Genomic DNA, 19,161 nt, shown 5'->3' on the forward strand with positions numbered 1-19,161 from the left:
GGCGTCCCCTAGGGGACTCGAACCCCTGTTACCGCCGTGAAAGGGCGGTGTCCTAGGCCACTAGACGAAGGGGACACAAACCTTCTATACAACTGACCGAGCTGAGATCGGTCGATTCAAGGACGGTGTGGCCGGAACCTTAAACCTGTAAATTGGTGGAGCTAAACGGGATCGAACCGTTGACCTCTTGCATGCCATGCAAGCGCTCTCCCAGCTGAGCTATAGCCCCTCATCGGTGATGACGGGGCGAATCTTAATGGCGGCTTGGAAGTGTGTCAAATTTATTTTCAACATTTTCCAAATTTTTTTGCCGGGATAACAATCACTTACCGACGAAACCCCGGAAAACCGGGGTTTCGTCACTGCAACGGCCTGCTTAGGCGATAGCGCCCAGCAGCTTTTCCCACTCTTTGTTTTCTTTCTTCGAGACACCACCAAGCAAATCAAGGGCTTGGCGCAGACGGAAACGGGTGAGATCCGGACCGAGAATTTCCATCGCATCGAGCACCGACACCGAACTGGCCTGCCCGGTAATCGCAGCAAACATCAGCGGCATGGCATCACGCAACTTCAGTTCCAGGGATTCAACCACCGCCTGAATCGTCGCAGTGATCGCATCCTTCTCCCACTGACGCAGGCTTTCCAGCTTCCACAGGATCAACTGCATCAACTGACGAACCTGGTCACCAGAGAGCTTCTTGGACTCGAACAGCTTGGCATCCGGGTTAACGCCCCCGGCAAAGAAGAAACTAGCCAACGGTGCAACCTGGCTGAACGTTTCCACCCTGCCCTGCACCAGCGGCGCGATCTTCATCATGTACTCGGGGTTCAACGCCCACTGCTGCACGCGGCTGGCAAACTCTTCCACCGGCAGATCGCGCAACCATTGGCCGTTGAGCCAGGACAGTTTCTCGACATCGAAAATCGGACCGCCCAGGGACACGCGTGACAGGTCGAAGTTGTCGACCATTTCCTGCAACGAGAACTTCTCACGCTCGTCCGGCATCGACCAGCCCATACGGCCCAGGTAGTTAAGCATCGCTTCCGGCATGAAGCCCATGCGCTCGTAGAAGGTCACCGAAGTCGGGTTCTTGCGCTTGGACAGCTTGCTCTTGTCCGGGTTACGCAGCAGCGGCATGTAGCACAGCTGCGGCTGTTCCCAACCGAAGTATTCGTAAAGCAGGATCAGTTTCGGCGCCGACGGCAGCCACTCTTCGCCACGCAGTACGTGGGTGATGCCCATCAGGTGGTCGTCGACCACATTGGCCAGGAAGTACGTCGGCAGGCCGTCGGTCTTCATCAGCACTTGCATGTCCATGCGATCCCATGGGATCTCGACGTCACCGCGCAGCATATCCGGCACCACGCACACGCCTTCGCTCGGCACTTTCATGCGGATAACGTGCGGTTCGCCAGCAGCCAGACGCCGAGCCACTTCTTCCTTGGACAGCAGCAGCGCGCGGCCATCGTAGCGCGGGGTTTCGCCACGGGCCTGTTGCTCGGCGCGCATCTGGTCCAGTTCTTCGGCGGTGCAGAAGCACGGGAACGCATGGCCCATGTCGACCAGCTGCTGTGTGTATTGCTTGTAAATGTCGCTGCGCTCGCTTTGGCGATACGGGCCGTGCGGCCCGCCGACGTCCGGGCCTTCAGCCCAGGTAATGCCCAGCCAGCGCAGGGCATCGAAAATCTGCTGTTCAGACTCGCGAGTGGAGCGCAGTTGATCGGTGTCTTCGATCCGCAGGATGAATTCACCGCCGTGCTGCTTGGCAAAACAGTAGTTGAACAAGGCGATGTAGGCGGTGCCGACGTGGGGATCCCCAGTAGGCGATGGCGCAATGCGCGTGCGGACGGTGGTCATGGCGGGTCTCGAATGGGCGATAAAACTTAAAATTGAAACAAGGGGCGAATGGTAACAGCCTGGGTGATTTCTGGAAAACCGAGGCGTAACCATCAAGGGCAAGTCGAATCGTCGCACCGCCCCTCCCACATTTGACGGTGTTCACAAGTCAAAGCGTGGGAGGAGGCTTGCCCCCGATGAGGCCCGCCCAGCCACCGCAGATCAGACAGCCAGCAAGCGCTCGCGCAACTTGCCAATCTCATCCCGCGTCTGCGCCGCCGCCTCGAACTCCAGATCCCGCGCCAACTGGTACATCTTCTCTTCCAACTGGCGGATCCGCTTGGTGATCTCACTCGGCGAGCGCAGTTCGTTCTCGTACTTGGCGCTTTCCTCTGCGGCCTTGGCCATGCCCTTGCGCTTCTTGCTGCGCGAACCGGGCACGGTGGCGCCTTCCATGATGTCGGCGACGTCCTTGAACACGCCTTTTGGCGTGATGCCATTTTCCAGGTTGAACGCGATCTGCTTGTCGCGACGACGCTGAGTCTCGCCAATCGCCCGTTCCATAGAACCGGTGATGCGGTCCGCGTAGAGAATCGCCCTGCCATTAAGGTTTCGCGCCGCCCGCCCGATGGTCTGGATCAGCGAGCGTTCGGAGCGCAGAAAGCCCTCCTTGTCCGCATCGAGGATCGCCACCAGCGACACTTCCGGCATGTCCAAACCTTCGCGCAGCAGGTTGATGCCTACCAACACATCAAAGGTACCCAGGCGCAGATCACGGATGATCTCAACGCGCTCCACGGTGTCGATATCCGAGTGCAGATAGCGCACCCGCACGCCGTGGTCGGCCAGATAGTCGGTCAAGTCTTCGGACATGCGCTTGGTCAGCGTGGTGACCAGCACCCGCTCTTCCAGAGCGACACGCTTATTGATCTCGGACAGCAGGTCATCGACCTGGGTCAGCGCCGGGCGGATTTCAATTTCCGGGTCCACCAGGCCGGTCGGACGCACCAGTTGCTCAATAACGCGGCCGGCATGCTCGGCCTCGTAGTTACCCGGTGTGGCCGACACAAAGATGGTCTGCGGGCTAATGGCCTCCCACTCGTCGAAGCGCATCGGCCGGTTATCCAGTGCCGACGGCAGCCGGAAACCGTACTCCACCAACGTCTCTTTACGTGAGCGGTCGCCCTTATACATAGCGCCCACTTGCGGCACGCTGACATGGGATTCGTCGATCACCAGCAGCGCGTCATCGGGCAAGTAGTCATAGAGCGTCGGCGGCGGCGCGCCGGATTCGCGACCCGAGAGGTAGCGCGAGTAGTTTTCGATGCCGTTGCAGTAGCCCAGCTCCAGGATCATCTCCAAGTCAAACCGGGTGCGCTGCTCAAGACGCTGGGCTTCCACCAGCTTGTTATTGGCCCGCAGGTATTCCAGGCGCTCGGCCAACTCCACCTTGATGCCCTCGATGGCACCCATCAGGGTTTCACGCGGGGTCACGTAGTGACTTTTCGGATAGAAGGTGAAGCGCGGCAGCTTGCGGATAACCTCGCCGGTCAACGGGTCGAAGGCTGAGAGGCTCTCCACTTCATCGTCGAACAGCTCGATGCGGATCGCTTCCAGATCGGATTCGGCCGGGTAAATATCGATCACGTCGCCGCGCACGCGGAAGGTGGCGCGGGCAAAGTCCATGTCGTTGCGGGTGTACTGCAAACTCGTCAGGCGGCGCAACAACTCCCGCTGGTCGAGTTTGTCGCCACGGTCCACGTGCAGCACCATCTTCAAATACGCTTCCGGGCTGCCCAGGCCGTAGATACACGACACCGTGGTGACAATGATCGCGTCCTTGCGCTCCAGCAGCGCCTTGGTCGCCGACAGCCGCATCTGCTCGATATGGTCATTGATCGACGCATCCTTCTCGATAAAGGTGTCGGAAGACGGCACATAAGCTTCAGGCTGGTAGTAGTCGTAGTAGGAAACGAAGTATTCCACTGCGTTATTCGGGAAGAACGCCTTGAACTCGCCGTAGAGCTGCGCGGCCAGGGTCTTGTTTGGCGCCAGCACTAAGGTGGGCCGGTTGATCTGTGCGATCACGTTGGCAATGCTGAAAGTCTTGCCTGAACCGGTCACCCCGAGCAGCGTCTGGTGAGCCAGGCCGGCCTCGATGCCTTCGACCATCTGGCGAATGGCTTCTGGCTGATCGCCAGCGGGTTCAAAGCGGGTGACTAGTTGGAAATCCGACATAACGTACCTCTTGAAGTCACCCCGGACTGTAAACCCGTCGGGGAAGAAATAGACCACCACCCGCGAACTTTCAGAGCGAGCAGTAGGAAAAAACCATGATAGCCATAGAAGTGGTGGCGAATGTGACGGGTTTCAAGGCAATCGTCCTGCCTGCCATCTGGGATCGACGTTGCAATAAGACTAACGGTCAGCAAATAAACCGAAAAACTTGGCCGAAAAGCCGTTTCGGTTGTCGCCCTCAGCCGTGATGGCCTCTATACTAGCTCCCCGTTTGTGCACCGCTCTAGTGCATTCGGCTGGAGCGCGACACGTCCCTCCCTTCCCCCATAGAGCTGCCGCAAAAATGAGCCTGTTCTCCGCTGTCGAAATGGCACCACGCGATCCTATCCTGGGCCTCAACGAAGCATTCAACGCCGACACACGAACCACCAAGGTCAACCTTGGCGTAGGCGTTTACTGCAACGAGGAGGGGAAGATTCCACTCTTGCGTGCCGTTGCCGAAGCGGAAGCCATTCGCGTGGCGCAACACGCCGCCCGTGGCTACTTGCCGATCGACGGTATCGCCGCCTATGACAAGGCCGTTCAAACCCTGCTGTTCGGGAACGACTCGCCACTGCTCGAAGCTGGTCGTGTCGTGACCGTCCAGGCCGTTGGTGGCACTGGCGCCCTGAAGATCGGCGCTGATTTCCTCAAGCAACTGCTGCCAGACGCCGTCGTCGCCATCAGCGACCCGAGCTGGGAAAACCACCGTGCGCTGTTCGAAACCGCTGGTTTCCCGGTGCAGAACTACCGCTACTACGACGCCGCCACCCACGACGTGAACCGCGCCGGCCTGCTCGAAGACCTCAACGCCCTGCCGCCGCAGTCCATCGTGGTGCTGCACGCCTGCTGCCACAACCCGACCGGCGTCGACCTGAGCCCGGCCGACTGGCAAAACGTGCTGGACGTGGTCAAGGCCAAGAACCTGGTGCCGTTCCTCGACATGGCCTACCAGGGCTTTGGCGATGGCATCCACGAAGACGCAGCCGCTGTGCGCCTGTTCGCGGAATCGGGCTTGACCTTCTTTGTCTCCAGCTCGTTCTCCAAGTCGTTCTCCCTGTACGGCGAACGTGTGGGCGCGCTGTCCATCGTCGGCGACTCCAAGGAAGAAAGCGCGCGCATCCTGTCCCAGGTCAAGCGTGTGATCCGCACCAACTACTCCAACCCGCCAACCCACGGCGCAGCAATCGTTGCCGCCGTGTTGAACAGCCCTGAACTGCGCGCCCAGTGGGAAGCCGAACTGGCCGAGATGCGCCTGCGCATCCGTGGCATGCGTGAGCAGATGGTTGCCGAACTGGCCAAGGCTGCGCCGGGCCACGACTTCAGCTTCGTCGGTCGCCAGCGTGGGATGTTCTCCTACTCCGGTCTGACCGTTGAGCAAGTCACCCGCCTGCGCAGCGAGTTTGGTATCTACGCGCTGGATACCGGGCGTATCTGTGTGGCGGCGTTGAACCAGTCGAACATTGCTGCGGTCACACAGGCAATCGTTCAGGTGCTGTAAACCTGCTAGCGTTGCACAGAAGGGGAAGCCATGGTTTCCCCTTTTTTGTGTCCAGCCCCTAGACTGAACCCTGACCGCCCCTTTGCTGTGAGAGCTCTATGAGAAACGACGACTTGGACCTGCGCGCCGACCGCGACGAACTGCACGACTACACCCCACGTGCGCCGCAGGTGAAGCGGCAGAAGAGTTTGGTGTTGCAGGTGGCCCTCGGTGTATTCCTTGGTGGTTTGGCGTTGTGGCTGGTGCAGTTGGGTGCGACAGCAATTATGGCGAAACTCGCCATGGGCACCTTCCAGTTCGGCGGCTGATAAAAAAACAGGTGGGACGGGGCTTATCCCCTCCCACAGTGGATTCAGGCGGCTACCAGCCCGCGCTCTTCCAGCAACTTCACAAAGCTGTTCAAACTCTGCGAAACAGTCCCCCGCCGCCAGATCAACCAAGTGTTCAGCAAGCGAAAGCTGTCCATCAGCGGCCACACACTCACCGCAGCGAACCCGGGCATGCTTTCCAACATACTGCGCGGCATCAGCGCCAGCCCAGCACCGGCGCTGACGCAGGCGAGCATGCCGTGGTAGGACTCAATCTCGAAGATCTTGCCCGGCACCGCGCCATCCTGTGAGAACCAGCGTTCAAAGTGATGCCGGTACGAGCAGTTCGAGCGGAACGTATAGATGTTCTCGCCATTTACGTCCTGCCCCCGGCTGATCGGCGCATGGTGCAGTGGCGCGATCACCACCATCTCCTCCTCAAACACCGCCACGCCCTCCAGGGTCGAATGCAGCACCGGCCCGTCGACAAACGCGGCGGTCAGGCGCCCCGACAATACCCCCTCGATCATGGTGCCCGACGGCCCGGTGCTCAGGTCCAGTTCGACCTTGGTGTGCTTCTGGTTATACGCCGCCAGCAACGCCGGGATACGCACCGCCGCCGTGCTTTCCAGGGAGCCGAGGGCAAACGCCCCCTGAGGTTCTTCCCCCGCCACCGTCGCGCGGGCCTCTTGCACCAGATCGAGAATGCGCCGCGCGTAACCGAGGAAATTCCAACCCGCCGGCGACAGGCGCAGTCGGCTCTTCTCACGGATAAACAGCTCCACGCCCAGATCCTGCTCCAGTTGCTTGATCCGCGTGGTCAAGTTTGACGGCACCCGATGAATCAACTGCGCGGCGGCGCTGATGCTGCCTTGTTCGGCGACGGCCTTGAAGATTTCCAGTTGCACGAGATCCAATTCATTCTCCATTCGTGAACGTATTGCTTAATATTATTCAGTTTCCAGAAAAGATCCAGCCCCGTACGCTGACCTCCATTCCCAACGTACACGCAGGACGGTGCCATGAACGCGAACACCCACGCCTTATCGATCAATCCCGCCAACGGCCAAACCGTCGGCAACTATCCCTACGAAACAACAGCGCAGTTGGATGCCGCCCTCGACCGCGCCACCAGCGCCTTCCGCACCTGGCGCCGCCAGCCGGTGAGCCAGCGCGCCGAGCTGCTGTTAGCCCTGGCCGCCGCCTTGCGCGAGCAAGCCGAAGCCATGGCGCAGATGATCACTCTGGAAATGGGCAAACCCATCGCCCAGGCACGTGCCGAAGTCGAAAAATGCGCGCAACTGAGTGAATGGTACGCAGCCCAAGGCCCGGCCATGCTCGCCCCGGAACCGACCCTGGTCGACAACGGCACCGCCCACATCGAATACCGCCCGCTGGGCCCGATTCTCGCCGTAATGCCGTGGAACTTCCCGGTATGGCAGGTACTGCGCGGCGCCGTGCCAACCATGCTCGCCGGCAACACTTACGTGCTCAAACACGCGCCGAATGTGATGGGCAGCGCCTACCTGATCCAACAAGCGTTCCGTAAAGCCGGCTTTGCTGAAGGCTTATTCGAAGTGATCAACGTCACCCCCGAGGGCGTGTCCAAAGCCATCGCGGACCCACGTATTGCCGCCGTGACCCTCACCGGCAGCGTGCGCGCCGGCATCGCTATCGGCTCCCAGGCCGGTGCCGCGTTGAAAAAATGCGTGCTGGAACTGGGCGGCTCCGACCCGTTCATCGTGCTCAACGACGCCGACCTCGACGCCGCCGTGCAAGCCGCGCTCATCGGCCGCTTCCAGAACAGTGGCCAAGTCTGCGCCGCCGCCAAGCGCCTGATCATCGAAGCCGGTGTTGTGGAAGCCTTCACGGCCAAGTTCGTCGACGCCAGCCGTGCCTTGGTGATGGGCGATCCCACATCAGCTGCCACCTACATTGGCCCAATGGCCCGCTTCGACCTGCGCGACGAGCTGCACGGTCAGGTCCAGGCCACCCTGGAGGAAGGCGCGACCCTGTTGCTCGGCGGCCATAAAGTCACAGGCGACGGCAACTACTACGAGCCGACCGTACTCGCCAACGTCACCGACCAGATGACCTCGTTCAAACAGGAACTGTTCGGCCCCGTGGCCTCGATCATCACCGCCCGCGACGCCGACCACGCGGTGGCCCTGGCCAATGACAGCGAGTTCGGCCTCACCGCGAGCATCTTCACCACTGACGCAGCGAAAGCACGGGATATCGCCAATCAGCTGGAAACCGGCGGGATCTTCGTCAACGCCTTCAGCGTCTCCGACCCACGGGTGGCGTTTGGCGGCGTGAAGAAAAGTGGATTCGGTCGCGAGCTGTCGCACTTCGGCGTTCGCGAGTTCTGCAATGCGCAGACGGTGTGGCTGGATCGAAAATAACCCCGGCTGCGCAGCGGGCCTTTCATGACAGGCGGCCGTGTTGTGGTGAGCGATCTGATCGCGCATTTAGGCGGGATCAAGCAAAAAACGGATTGCGAAGCTACTGACGAACACACATTGGCCGCCTCCTTTTTGCGAGGCGCGAACGTCCTAGCGACTTTTTAACGATAGACCCCATCACTTGGCGCGACATCGAAGATCGCGCCACCGGCACGCAAACTGAAGCTCAGCCTCCCTCTGCGAGGCTGAATCAACTACCATAGCGCCGCCGGTTCCCCCATGGGACTAATAGGGAATTCGAAACGCCGCCCGCGGCGTCAATCGAAACTGCCCCCGCAACTGTAGGTGCCGAGCCTGCTCCTTAACGCCACTGGACCTCGTCCGGGAAGGCTGGAGCGTGGCGAAGACGCATCAGTCAGGAGACCTGCCGGCCCAGCACAATCACTAACCGGCGGGGTGTCCGGGAAGGACATCCTTGCCTGCCCGACCGGCAGCGTTCAAGGGCGTATTTCCGAGCCGTACTGCCCCTGCTTCACCTACGGTTCACACGGAGATCGCCCCATGCTGCCACGCGTTACTGCCCTGATCACCGGTCTGGGTTTCTGTGCCCTGGCTCAAGCGGCGCCCACTCACTACCCGCTGACGGTCCAAAACTGCGGCAGCGCCGTGACTTTCCCGCAAGCCCCCGCACGCAGCGTGACCATCGGCCAGGCCGCCACCGAAATGCTGTATGCCCTGGGCGTCGGCGACAAAGTGGTCGGCACCTCGCTGTGGTTCAACAGTGTGCTGCCCCAGTACCAGGCGCAGAACGACAAAATCGAACGCCTGGCCAACAACGAGCCAAGCTTTGAAGCCGTGATCGCCAAACGCCCGCAACTGGTGGCTGCCGAGCTGGAATGGGTGGTCGGCCCGCAAGGCGTGGTGGGCACCCGTGAGCAATTCCACGAATTGAAGATCCCCACCTACCTGCTGCCTTCCGACTGCGAAGGCAAGGACAATCTGGTGGGCGCCGACGGCACGCGGCTAGAGCCGTTCCGCATCGAGACCCTCTACAAGAGCATCAGCCAACTGGCCGAGATTTTCGACGTGCAGGCGCGCGGCCAACAGCTGAACGACGACCTCAAGGCGCGCCTGGCCAAGTCCGTTGCCACGGCGCAGAGTAAAGGCCTCAAGCAAGCCAGCGCGCTGGTGTGGTTCTCCAGTTCCGAGATAGCCAGCGACCCGTACGTGGCGGGCCACAAGGGCATCCCCGAATTCATGCTCGAAACCCTCGGCCTGCACAACGTGGTGCAGTCCGATGAAGAGTGGCCCGCTGTTGGCTGGGAAACCATCGCCAAGGCCAACCCGACGTTCCTGGTGATCGCCCGCATGGACCGTCGCCGCTACCCTGCCGACGACCATGAAAAGAAACTCGCCTTCCTGCGCAGCGACCCGGTCACGCGCAACATGGACGCCGTCAAACACAACCGCATCATCATCCTCGACGCCTTGGCGCTGCAGGCCAGCCTCCGCACGTTCGATGGCCTTGAACAGCTGGCCGGCGCCATCGACGGCTACGACCTGCGCAAATGAGTAAAAGCGTGATCCGCACCCTGCTCGCCCTGACCCTGCTTTCAGCCGCCCTACTCGCGGGCGTGGCCATCGGCGAAACGTCCATCGAGCCGCAGGTGGTGCTTCAAGTGCTCGCCAATAAGCTGTGGAACGCCGGCTATCTGCTCGATCCAATCGACGAAGGCGTGGTGTGGAACTACCGCCTGACGCGCGCCCTGGTCGCTGCCGCGTGCGGTGCGGGGCTGGCCACCTGTGGGGTGATCTTGCAGTCGTTGCTGCGCAACCCGCTGGCCGATCCCTATCTGCTGGGTATCAGCGCCGGCGCCTCCACCGGCGCGGTGTTGGTGGCGCTGATGGGCGTGGGCGGCGGGTTGATTTCACTGTCGGCCGGCGCGTTTGTCGGGGCCATGGCGGCGTTTGCCCTGGTGATCTTGCTCGCGCGGGCCAGCGGCTCTATGAGCGGTACCGGCCAGATCATCCTCGCGGGCATTGCCGGTTCGCAGATGTTCAATGCCCTGACCGCGTTTCTCATTACCAAGTCGGCCAGTTCCGAGCAGGCCCGCGGCATCATGTTCTGGCTGCTGGGCAACCTCAGCGGTGTGCGCTGGCCTTCGGTGTGGCTGGCGGTGCCGGTGGCGGTTGCCGGCTTGGCGGTGTGCTTGTGGCATCGGCGTGCGCTGGATGCGTTTACCTTCGGCAGTGACTCGGCGGCGTCCCTCGGCATTCCGGTGCGCCGCGTGCAATTTGTGCTGGTGGGCTGCGCGGCGTTGGTGACGGCGGTGATGGTGTCGATTGTCGGCTCCATCGGCTTTGTCGGCCTGGTGATCCCCCATGCAGTGCGCCTGTTGCTGGGCACCGGGCACTCGCGGTTGCTGCCAGCCAGCGCCTTGGGCGGCGCGCTGTTTTTGATCGCGGCGGATGTGCTGTCGCGCACCTTGATCAAAGGCCAAGTGATTCCTGTGGGCGTGGTCACTGCCCTGGTCGGCGCGCCGGTGTTCGCGTTGATCCTGATCGGGCGGAGGAATGCGCGATGAAGGTGCTCAGTTGTACGGGCCTGGGTTTCAAGGTGCGCGATGCCGAGTTGCTACGGGATATTCATCTTGAGGTGCAGTTGGGGGAAACCTTGGGGATTGTCGGCCCGAACGGCTCCGGTAAATCCACCTTGCTCAAACTGCTGGCGGGGTTGCGAACACCCGCCTCTGGTGAGGTACGGCTTGGGGGCACGCGTTTGGGCGACCTGTCCCGCCGCGCCATCGCGCAACAGCTGGCAGTGGTGGAGCAACAGGCCGACACCGACGACGCCATCCGCGTATTCGACGCCGTGGCGTTGGGGCGCACGCCATGGTTGTCGGCGCTGAGCCCGTGGTCACGCGAGGACGACGCCATCGTGTGCCAGGCCCTGCACGATGTGGACGCCACCCACCTGAGCCAACGCGCCTGGCGCAGCCTCTCCGGCGGCGAACGCCAACGTGTGCACATCGCCCGCGCCTTGGCGCAACGGCCACAGATTCTGCTGTTGGATGAGCCGACCAATCACCTGGATATCCAACATCAACTGGCAATCTTGAAGGGTGTGCAAGGGTTACCGGTGACGACGCTGATCGCGCTGCATGACCTTAATCAGGCCCTGACCTGTGATCGATTGGCGGTGCTCGATCACGGACAATTGGTGGCGCTGGGCACACCGCTGGACGTGCTGACACCGCAGCGGTTGCAGGAGACGTTCGGTGTGCAGGGGCATTACCTGACGGACCCGTTTGATGGAGCGCAGATACTGCGGTTGCGTTCCAACTGAGGCGCTCGGTGAGCACCGCAGATGGACGTTAAGTGACCAATGAGCCTTTCGTGGTGAGCGGGCTTGCCCCGCGCTGGGCTGCGAAGCGGCCCCAATAAAGCCACCGCAATCTCTCAGAAAAACCGCAGTGCCTGGTTTTAGGGCCGCTGCGCAGCCCAGCGCGGGGCAAGCCCGCTCACTACAGAAAGCAATTTCAGCACAGGAAGTACTTTCACTACAGCAAGTACTTTCACCACAGACAGCACTTCCACGCGGCCGGGCGTTATGTGACCGATGAGCCTTTTGTGGTGAGCGGGCTTGCCCCGCGCTGGGCTGCGAAGCGGCCCCAATAAGGCCACCGCAATCTCTCAGAAAAACCGCAGTGCCTGGTTTTAGGGCTGCTGCGCAGCCCAGCGCGGGGCAAGCCCGCTCACCACAGAAAGCACTTTCACCACAGGAAGTACTTTCACTACAGAAAGCACTTTCAGCACAGGACGTACTTTCACCACAGGAAATACTTCCACCACAAGAAGCCCTCTGACCACGACGAGCGCGCTCACCGCAAACCTATAAACTCCGCTGCATATGCGTCGTCTGCCAAACCGGGTCGGCCTCGACATCCACAATCTCAAACCCCTGCCGCCCCCAAAAATCAATCGCCCCAGGCAGGAATGGGTGGGTATGCAGATACACCACGTCCACGCCACCCGCCCGCGCCCTGCCCTCCAACGCGCGGTATAACTCCCCCGCCAGACCGAAGCGGCGAAAGGCCGGAAGGACGAACAGGCGCACCACTTCCACAGTCTTGCGGCCTTGGTAATTCAATTGGGGGAAACGATCGTCGTAGGGCAAATAACCGATGGCGGCGATGATCTGGTGGTCCTGGCGAGCGATCAGGAAGTGCCCATCGCCGTGAAGGTAAGTGGCCTCGAATTGCGCCAGGTCGGCGGGCATGCTGGTATCGCTGAGCTTGGGGAACAGCTCGGCACGGGCTGCCAGGACGAAGGCCAGAACCTCTGGAATGTCGGCAACCGTGACCGTCTGGATATTGATCATTCACTCACTCGCTCGTAGCGCAAATACCCGTTGGCCGCTGTTCCCACACACACGAACCCAGCCGCCTCATACATCAACCTGGCCGGGTTATCCGCCCGCACGCACAAGCTCAACCGCACATAACCATACTGCCCCGCCGCCGCCCGGTAGGCCTCCAGCAATGCACGCCCAATACCCTTGCGCCGATATGCCTCGCCGACGTTGATCGTGCACAACTCGGCAAGACCGTCCTCGGGCATCCACATCGAATAACCGGCGAACTGTCCGTCGAGCATGGCCACCGTCAATCGCTCAACGTTGTTGACCCAACGTGTGAGGTGCCGTTCCAATTGCTCTTGCCAGGCCACTTCGTGTGCAGGCTCCCAACGCTGGATATATCCCCGCTCGCCCCGGTAAACCGCGGGCAGGTCGGTGATCCTGGCTGGCCGTAGCGTCAGCTCGTTCACTCAAGCAACTCGCAGAATGAAGTGCCCTTCAGGGCTGCAGGCGGACAGGCAGGATGGGGCTGAGCGCTTGAGGCCGGGTTGAAGAATCTCATGTACATCCCTTCGTTTGAGTGGGAGGCGAAAGGTTACCCGGCCAGTCATGCATCCTCCAGCTTGTCGCGCAAAAACTCGATAAACCGCTGGGTCTTCGCGGGCAGCAGCCGCGTTTCGGTCAGGGCATAAACTGAAACCGACGAGCCATGCCAGTCGGGCAGTACTCTGCACAGTGTCCCGCTGACCACATCCTGCTCGGCAATGCCTTCGGGCAGCAGCGCAATCCCCAGGTTCAACGCGGCCAGGCGTCTGAGCATGCCCACGCTGTTGAGCTCAAACCGCCCGCTCACGTCGACGTCCACCTTCTCCGACCCCGACTCCAAGACCCATCGGTGCGCCCTTGACCCGCGCATGCGCAAACATTCGTGATGCGCCAGATCTGCTGGCTGAGCTGGCAGTCCGGCGCGTTCCAGGTACTGGGGCGAGGCGTAAAACGCTCGCCGCATATTCGCGAGTTTGCGCGCGATCAGGTGGGAATTGGCGGGCTCGCCCATGCGAATGACCACGTCCACTGGATCGCTGATCAAGTCGACCTGGCGCGGCGTTAAGTCGAGTTCGAACGTGATGTCCGGATACAACCGGGAAAACTCGGCAATCAACGGCGCCAGGTAGACCATCGCGAAATCCACCGGCAACGAAGCGCGCAGCAGGCCGTTGGGTTGGGCGAGCATTTCGCCGAGTTGTTCATGGGCCAGGCGGGCCTCGTCGACGATGCGCTTGCACCGCTCAAAGTACAACTGACCCGCCTCAGTGGGCTCAATCTTGCGCGTAGTGCGGTGCAACAGCCGCAGGCCGATACCTTTTTCCAATTCGCTGATGCGCCGGGACAGCGTCGAGTTCGGCATGCCCAGGCTTTCGGCCGCGCGACTGAAACTGCGTGCCTTCACCACCTCGACAAACAGCGCCATATCGTTGAGAAATTCCACAGCATTATCCCATCAGTGGATTAGTCATTTCGTATTTCAGGCATTTATCCCGAAATCGGATTGATCAATCATAACCCTATCACTGATGAGGAACACCGCCATGAATGCTCTTTTCTCTCCCCTTTCCCTTGGTCGCTACACCCTCGCCAACCGCCTGATCATGGCGCCGATGACACGCTCGCGCGCCAACGACGCCGGTGTGCCTTCCGACCTTGTGACCACTTACTACGCCCAACGCGCCACCGCCGGTTTGATCATCTCGGAAGGCGTATTTCCCGACGCGTCGGGCAAAGGCTACGTCCGCACTCCAGGTATCGAAACCGCCGAACACGTGGCCGCCTGGAAATCTGTCACCCAAGCCGTGCACGCCCAGGGCGGGCACATCTTCATGCAACTGATGCATTGCGGGCGGGTCTCTCACCCTTCACTGCTGCCCGACGGCGCGCTGCCGCTGGCCCCTTCTGCGATCAAACCGGCGGGCCAGACCTGGACCGCGAACGGCCTGCAGGATTTCGTCACGCCCCATGCTTTGAGCGTCACGCAGATCGGTGGCGTGGTCGACAGCTACCGTCATGCCGCACGCCGGGCAATCGAGGCAGGCTTTGACGGGGTGGAGTTGCACGCCGCCTCCGGTTACCTGCCCGAGCAATTCCTCTCCAGCAGCAGCAACCAACGCGAAGATCAGTACGGTGGTTCGGTGGAAAACCGTAGCCGCTTCGTACTGGAAGTGCTCGCCGCAATGGTCGATGAAGTAGGCAGTGATCGCGTGGGCATCAAAATTTCCCCGGAGATGAACTTCAACGACATCAGCGATGCCAACCCGCAGGAAACCTTCACCTACCTGGTCAAGCAACTGCGCGAGCTGAAACTGGCCTACTTGCATGTGGCACTGTTCGGGGCGAGCTTCGACTATCACGCTGCGTTGCGAGAATTGTTCGAGGGCCGCTACCTGATCGGAGGCGGCCTTACACGGGACAGCGCCGACACCTTGATCGCCGAGGGCAAAGCCGATGCGGCGGTGTTCGGCGGCGCGTTCCTGGCCAATCCGGACCTGCCCGCGCGCTTTCTCAGTGGTGCCGCTTTGAATGTGCCCGACAAAGACACCTTCTACACGCCAGGTGCCGAGGGTTACATCGACTACCCAGCACTCTGAAGCGTAGAACCTTCAGTCACTTGTCTGATACGGGACGGTTGGTGAATAGGATCCAGTTGTGGTGAGCAGGGCTGCCCCACCAAAACACCTATTCACCACTGATCCTCGTCGAGATCCACCGTCGGCTATACGCCAACACCGCCTCGCCCATCGCCACCGGAAAATGGATAAATCCATGGGCCGACTCCGGCAGCAGATGGGCCTCTGCCTGTGGCCACCGTTCAGCGATTAACAGTGTGTCGTCTTTGAGCGGGTCCAACTCACCCACAAACATCAACGCCGGTGGCAGGCCGTCGAAGTCGCCATACAGCGGCGACAACGGCGCCTGTCTGCGCTCGTCATCGCTGATATCAGGCGTCAGCATGCGCAGCGCATCGACCATTCCTGGTCCGTCCAGCAACAAGGTCTCCGGCCCGGCGTTGCGCACACTCGGCGTACCGGTCAAATCGTAAACACCGTAATACAGCACCGCGCCGCTCACACGCTGGAGCAACTCCGGCCATTGCTTGAGCGCCAACAACGTCGCCGCCGCAAGGTGCCCGCCGGCCGATTCGCCGACGACGATGACCGGCAGCTGTTTGAACTCATCCTCACAGAGCAACCAGCGCGCCGCCGCCAGGCAATCCTCCATCAGCCCTTCCACCGGCGTATCCACCGCCAGCCGGTAATCCACCGACACAACCGCCACGTCGCATGCGTTAACCATGCCGAGGTTAAGATCGTCGTCCATCTGCGCATTGCCAATCACCCAGCCGCCGCCGTGGATATCCAGCACCACGCCTTTAGGCTTGCCGACTGGCCGCAGGATGCGTACGGGGACGTTGTCGACGATCTTGCACTGCGCCGCTGGCGCCTTCTTGAGCGTTTGGCTGACGCGCAACAACCCCTGGATCAAACGCGGCGTCACGCGGTTACGGATCTTGAAGCGCGGCATCCAGGCGAGCTTTTGATTGAAGCGGCTCATCTGGGCCAAATCCGACTCGCTGGCCGGCCAAGGTTGGTGGGCCATCAACGGTTATTCCGCAGGATCGAGAAATTCAACGCCGCCGCTACGCACAGCCACGCCAAATACGGGAACAGGATCAAGCCGGTGATCAAGTCCAGACGCACCGCCATCACCACCATCGTCGCCACCGTTACCCACAGCACCGCAATAATCACCATCCCCGCAAAGATGCGATGGGCGCCGAAGAACACCGGGGTCCACAACGTATTCAATGCGATCTGCGCAGCCCACAGCGCCAATACCATTTCGCTGCCAGGGATCAGTGTGAGGCGATAACCGGCCCAGGCCAGCAACAGGTAGATAATCGTCCACGCGACCGGGAACAGCCAATTGGGCGGGGTGAAGCTGGGTTTGACGAGGGATTCATACCAGGCGCCAGGTTTGAAAAGGATGCCGGTGCTGGCCGCGGCGGCGCAGGCGAGCAGGAAGATGAAGAAGGTCATGGTCGGTCCTTGAGGTCGGTTGAAAGAAAACCACGCATAGCATCAGTGACTCAAACCGCCGCAGATAAATTCAATCAACCACACAAAAATGGACTGCACGGTGCTCAAACCGGCTCCACAATCCTCAGCCACGGCCACCGCACCTGATAACTCCTGGCTTTGCGCGCAAACAATTCAGGCTCCGGGTGCAGTGGGTTAATCCGAAGAATCCCCTGCTCCACATCCGCCAGCCCATAGGGCGCATACACCTCACCGGTGGCGATCTCCAACCCGATGCACGTTCCCGCCACCAGGTAACGGTCCACCCCCTGTTTAGCCGAGTGCAACTGCGGATACGGTCGGCCAAACCGCTGCCCATACCAGAGGTGAACCCGCGCCTGGTTCTTGACCTCAACATTCACGCCCAAATCCTGGAACAACTGCTCGGCCCTGCGAATCACAGCGTCCTCGGCCTCATAGGACAAGTCGGTGTCGAAGTAGAAAACGTCGTAGTCCTTTACGCCCTGCGCGGCAGGGAGATTGGACTGATGATTCCACACCGCCTGGAATAGACATCCCGCCGTGAGCATGCATTGCTCCACTCCGAGGTCGGGCAGACGCGCGGTGATTTCGGCGTTGATGGGGTTGGCCATGGCCAGGTTGAGCAAGGTGTCGACGGTCAATGTCATGGGATCCCTGATTTAATCAGCCCTTTGGTGGAAGTCGACTGTACAACATCAGGGAGGGCGTTGAGGTTTACCCCTTCAACTCACTGGCCCGATGACTCGCCGCATCGTCATAAGCCACATACAGCGACTCAGCGATCTGGCTCTTGATGGCCTTGGAAGCCTCCAGACCCAACACAAACCCTTCCGCCTTACCGCCTGCGCGGTTGAGTTCTTCATGTGTGGACGCGCCGGTGATGGCGTCGAGCAGCTTGGTGGCATGCGGGCCGACGCCCTTGGGGAGGCTGATTTGGTCGATGGACATGAGGCGATACCTTACGAGAGAGAGGTCGGTAGCGCGTGGAACCACTGCCGGGGGATGGCATGGTAGACCGATATGCCCTGCAAAGGGGTGTTTGCGAGTCAACCGGTTTAAAACTCAAGATGCCTTCATCATGGCATTTCATTGTCATGCAGCGCTCGGCACCGCATCACCGCGCGCCTGAGCAGGCATCGTGTGAGGACTCAAGGGCGAAGACGCACGGCAAATGCGCGACACGATACGTGTGGTGCGTTACACCCACGCCAACGACACACCGAACCCAGCGTTCACCCTTGAATATGACCGCTACCTGACATTCCGGGCCGGGAAACGCGTGGCGTTCTCGGCTTAAGGTATTCTCCATGGTGTTAATGCCGACCTCGGCCGCCAATCGCTGCCCCTCAAGGCGCATCAGGAGATTTGCATATTGATTGGGCATCGCTTCGAGCGCACCGCGCAGGGTGACTTGCACATCCACTCGCGCAACGGGGTGCAAAGCGCATTGGTACTGCTGACAGGCGCAATGGCGTTCACCCTTCCGCTGGCCTTCGTCGTGTTTTGGTTCACCGATAGCAGCTCGCAGTGGGCGGACATGGACCCGCTGACCTCGCTGCTGATCGTGCTCGGCCTGCTGCTCATTCCTGCCCTTGGCCTGCTGCTGATGGTGTACACCGGCATCCGCGAGAGCTTGTTGTTGTCGCGGGCTAACGGCGAAGGCAAGCGCCGCACTCGAAACTTTTTCGGTGGCCGCGAGCGTGTGCAGTCAACCTTCAGCATCGATAAAGCCCACCACCTCGAACTGCGCCGCCGTCTAAAGGCAGAGCCGGCCAACACCCAGTTGTGGCTGGTGATGCGCGACGGCACCGAGCAGCGCTTGACCACCGACAACGTGCCCGTGATACCGGGGAGCACACGCACCGATATGTGGCTGCGAGAACTGGCTGACTATCTGAACGTGGCCGTGCCCACTGAGGTGCACGTTGGGTCGGCGGCCGAGGCGCCCTACAGGCCTGCGCCATCACCGGCGAAGGTCGCCCGGCGGCGCAAATCCGAGGGGCCGGCACCCATGGCTGAGTCCACCGACAAACTCGGCAGGCCCGCACGCGCCCTGCTGTCCCTGCTGGGTGTTTTCCTGGCGGTGCTGGAGCTGAAGCATGTGATCGCGTTGGTGCGCGCGCTGTTTACCGGGCGGCTGCGGGTCAGTGGCATTCGATCGGGTTCGACGAGCTTCTATTGGGCCGAGCAACCTCTGGTGTTTTCATTCAATGTGCTGGTGGGTGTCGCCGAGGTGCTGATTATCGGCGTGATCGCCTGGGGGTGTTTGCGTACGGCGATTCTGGGGCGGCTGAAATCCAACTCGTGAAGGAGGCCAATTGGGCACCGCGCCCGCGCACTGCTAATCTGCGGCCTTTGTGCCTG

General features: G+C 61.0%; 19 protein-coding genes, 2 tRNA genes and 1 riboswitch. Of the genes, 9 read left to right on the plus strand and 12 right to left on the minus strand.

The genetic code is table 11. The features are described 5' to 3' along the window. Positions 1–2 precede the first annotated feature (2 nt). The 4 genes from BW43_RS18600 to uvrB form a co-directional block, all read right to left on the minus strand. A tRNA-Glu gene (locus tag BW43_RS18600) sits at positions 3–75 on the minus strand. Positions 76–153: 78 nt separating this feature from the next. Then, positions 154–229, minus strand: a tRNA-Ala gene (locus BW43_RS18595). Positions 230–376: 147 nt separating this feature from the next. Beyond that, positions 377–1,858, minus strand: a complete 1,482-nt coding sequence (gene gltX, locus BW43_RS18590) for a glutamate--tRNA ligase (protein WP_032885844.1) — start codon at positions 1,856–1,858, stop codon at positions 377–379. A 201-nt stretch (positions 1,859–2,059) separates the two neighbouring features. Next, positions 2,060–4,075 carry an excinuclease ABC subunit UvrB gene (uvrB, locus tag BW43_RS18585; RefSeq protein ID WP_032885845.1) on the minus strand — a complete coding sequence of 672 codons (2,016 nt, stop codon included), beginning with the start codon at positions 4,073–4,075 and terminating at the stop codon, positions 2,060–2,062. 343 nt (positions 4,076–4,418) lie between these two features. Between uvrB and BW43_RS18580 the strand changes: the two genes are divergently transcribed. Both BW43_RS18580 and BW43_RS18575 read left to right on the plus strand, forming a co-directional pair. After that, complete coding sequence (locus BW43_RS18580; protein WP_032885846.1) at positions 4,419–5,615, plus strand: amino acid aminotransferase; 1,197 nt, start codon at positions 4,419–4,421, stop codon at positions 5,613–5,615. Between the two features lie 98 nt (positions 5,616–5,713). Further along, a complete protein-coding gene (locus BW43_RS18575) occupies positions 5,714–5,923 on the plus strand; it encodes a hypothetical protein (protein WP_032885847.1) in 210 nt (69 codons plus the stop codon). A gap of 44 nt (positions 5,924–5,967) precedes the next feature. On the opposite strand, the gene BW43_RS18570 is transcribed toward BW43_RS18575, so the two are convergent. Next, positions 5,968–6,840 (minus strand): LysR family transcriptional regulator, encoded by an 873-nt coding sequence (locus BW43_RS18570; protein WP_032885963.1) that lies wholly within the window; start codon positions 6,838–6,840, stop codon positions 5,968–5,970. 105 nt (positions 6,841–6,945) lie between these two features. Here BW43_RS18570 and BW43_RS18565 point away from each other — a divergent pair, with 105 nt between their 5' ends. From BW43_RS18565 to BW43_RS18550, 4 genes are all read left to right on the plus strand, one after another. After that, complete coding sequence (locus BW43_RS18565; protein ID WP_032885848.1) at positions 6,946–8,328, plus strand: aldehyde dehydrogenase family protein; 1,383 nt, start codon at positions 6,946–6,948, stop codon at positions 8,326–8,328. 252 nt (positions 8,329–8,580) lie between these two features. Next, a riboswitch (cobalamin riboswitch) is annotated at positions 8,581–8,775 on the plus strand. Positions 8,776–8,889: 114 nt separating this feature from the next. Then, positions 8,890–9,900, plus strand: a complete 1,011-nt coding sequence (locus tag BW43_RS18560) for an ABC transporter substrate-binding protein (RefSeq protein WP_032885849.1) — start codon at positions 8,890–8,892, stop codon at positions 9,898–9,900. 8 nt (positions 9,901–9,908) lie between these two features. Continuing rightward, complete coding sequence (locus tag BW43_RS18555; protein WP_177326422.1) at positions 9,909–10,913, plus strand: iron ABC transporter permease; 1,005 nt, start codon at positions 9,909–9,911, stop codon at positions 10,911–10,913. Then, entirely contained in the window at positions 10,910–11,674 is a 765-nt protein-coding gene (locus tag BW43_RS18550) for an ABC transporter ATP-binding protein (RefSeq protein WP_032885852.1), read from the plus strand. Before BW43_RS18555 ends, BW43_RS18550 begins: the two co-directional genes overlap by 4 nt. Positions 11,675–12,220: 546 nt before the next feature. Here BW43_RS18550 and BW43_RS18545 read toward each other — a convergent pair. The 3 genes from BW43_RS18545 to BW43_RS18535 form a co-directional block, all read right to left on the minus strand. Beyond that, the gene (locus BW43_RS18545; RefSeq protein WP_032885853.1) at positions 12,221–12,709 is read right to left on the minus strand and encodes a GNAT family N-acetyltransferase; all 489 of its coding nucleotides are present in this window, start codon (positions 12,707–12,709) and stop codon (positions 12,221–12,223) included. Next, positions 12,706–13,155: a GNAT family N-acetyltransferase gene (locus BW43_RS18540; RefSeq protein ID WP_032885854.1), complete on the minus strand. Its 450-nt coding sequence runs from the start codon at positions 13,153–13,155 to the stop codon at positions 12,706–12,708. Before BW43_RS18540 ends, BW43_RS18545 begins: the two co-directional genes overlap by 4 nt. Before the next feature lie 137 nt (positions 13,156–13,292). Further along, entirely contained in the window at positions 13,293–14,174 is an 882-nt protein-coding gene (locus BW43_RS18535) for a LysR family transcriptional regulator (protein WP_032885855.1), read from the minus strand. A 100-nt stretch (positions 14,175–14,274) separates the two neighbouring features. Here BW43_RS18535 and BW43_RS18530 point away from each other — a divergent pair, with 100 nt between their 5' ends. After that, entirely contained in the window at positions 14,275–15,327 is a 1,053-nt protein-coding gene (locus tag BW43_RS18530) for an alkene reductase (protein ID WP_032885856.1), read from the plus strand. Positions 15,328–15,415: 88 nt separating this feature from the next. Here the strand turns inward: BW43_RS18530 and BW43_RS18525 are convergent, their stop codons facing one another. The 4 genes from BW43_RS18525 to BW43_RS18510 all read right to left on the minus strand — a co-directional run bounded on the left by BW43_RS18525 (position 15,416) and on the right by BW43_RS18510 (position 17,745). Continuing rightward, positions 15,416–16,336 (minus strand): alpha/beta hydrolase fold domain-containing protein, encoded by a 921-nt coding sequence (locus BW43_RS18525; RefSeq protein ID WP_032885857.1) that lies wholly within the window; start codon positions 16,334–16,336, stop codon positions 15,416–15,418. After that, positions 16,336–16,776, minus strand: coding sequence for a TspO/MBR family protein (locus BW43_RS18520; RefSeq protein WP_032885858.1), 441 nt, complete (start codon positions 16,774–16,776; stop codon positions 16,336–16,338). Before BW43_RS18520 ends, BW43_RS18525 begins: the two co-directional genes overlap by 1 nt. A gap of 104 nt (positions 16,777–16,880) precedes the next feature. Continuing rightward, positions 16,881–17,444, minus strand: a complete 564-nt coding sequence (locus BW43_RS18515) for a nucleotidyltransferase family protein (protein ID WP_032885860.1) — start codon at positions 17,442–17,444, stop codon at positions 16,881–16,883. Between the two features lie 67 nt (positions 17,445–17,511). Then, positions 17,512–17,745, minus strand: coding sequence for a hypothetical protein (locus BW43_RS18510; protein WP_032885861.1), 234 nt, complete (start codon positions 17,743–17,745; stop codon positions 17,512–17,514). A gap of 223 nt (positions 17,746–17,968) precedes the next feature. Here BW43_RS18510 and BW43_RS29235 point away from each other — a divergent pair, with 223 nt between their 5' ends. Both BW43_RS29235 and BW43_RS18505 read left to right on the plus strand, forming a co-directional pair. Beyond that, positions 17,969–18,094: a hypothetical protein gene (locus tag BW43_RS29235; protein ID WP_256226205.1), complete on the plus strand. Its 126-nt coding sequence runs from the start codon at positions 17,969–17,971 to the stop codon at positions 18,092–18,094. Positions 18,095–18,166: 72 nt separating this feature from the next. Beyond that, a complete protein-coding gene (locus BW43_RS18505; protein ID WP_032885863.1) occupies positions 18,167–19,105 on the plus strand; it encodes a hypothetical protein in 939 nt (312 codons plus the stop codon). Positions 19,106–19,161 lie beyond the last annotated feature (56 nt).

The sequence above is a fragment of the Pseudomonas sp. RIT357 genome (genome assembly GCF_000632245.1).
Taxonomy (GTDB): Bacteria; Pseudomonadota; Gammaproteobacteria; order Pseudomonadales; family Pseudomonadaceae; genus Aquipseudomonas; species Aquipseudomonas sivasensis.

Bases quoted from the DNA above. Each gene is read 5' to 3' on its own strand.
- BW43_RS18515 (WP_032885860.1), bottom strand. From the start codon at position 17,444: ATGACATTGACCGTCGACACCTTGCTCAACCTGGCCATGGCCAACCCC.
- BW43_RS18545 (WP_032885853.1), bottom strand. From the start codon at position 12,709: ATGATCAATATCCAGACGGTCACGGTTGCCGACATTCCAGAGGTTCTG.
- BW43_RS18560 (WP_032885849.1), top strand. From the start codon at position 8,890: ATGCTGCCACGCGTTACTGCCCTGATCACCGGTCTGGGTTTCTGTGCC.
- BW43_RS18525 (WP_032885857.1), bottom strand. From the start codon at position 16,336: ATGGCCCACCAACCTTGGCCGGCCAGCGAGTCGGATTTGGCCCAGATG.
- uvrB (WP_032885845.1), bottom strand. From the start codon at position 4,075: ATGTCGGATTTCCAACTAGTCACCCGCTTTGAACCCGCTGGCGATCAG.
- BW43_RS18550 (WP_032885852.1), top strand. From the start codon at position 10,910: ATGAAGGTGCTCAGTTGTACGGGCCTGGGTTTCAAGGTGCGCGATGCC.
- BW43_RS18575 (WP_032885847.1), top strand. From the start codon at position 5,714: ATGAGAAACGACGACTTGGACCTGCGCGCCGACCGCGACGAACTGCAC.
- BW43_RS18580 (WP_032885846.1), top strand. From the start codon at position 4,419: ATGAGCCTGTTCTCCGCTGTCGAAATGGCACCACGCGATCCTATCCTG.
- BW43_RS18565 (WP_032885848.1), top strand. From the start codon at position 6,946: ATGAACGCGAACACCCACGCCTTATCGATCAATCCCGCCAACGGCCAA.
- BW43_RS18510 (WP_032885861.1), bottom strand. From the start codon at position 17,745: ATGTCCATCGACCAAATCAGCCTCCCCAAGGGCGTCGGCCCGCATGCC.
- BW43_RS18530 (WP_032885856.1), top strand. From the start codon at position 14,275: ATGAATGCTCTTTTCTCTCCCCTTTCCCTTGGTCGCTACACCCTCGCC.
- gltX (WP_032885844.1), bottom strand. From the start codon at position 1,858: ATGACCACCGTCCGCACGCGCATTGCGCCATCGCCTACTGGGGATCCC.
- BW43_RS18520 (WP_032885858.1), bottom strand. From the start codon at position 16,776: ATGACCTTCTTCATCTTCCTGCTCGCCTGCGCCGCCGCGGCCAGCACC.
- BW43_RS29235 (WP_256226205.1), top strand. From the start codon at position 17,969: ATGCGCGACACGATACGTGTGGTGCGTTACACCCACGCCAACGACACA.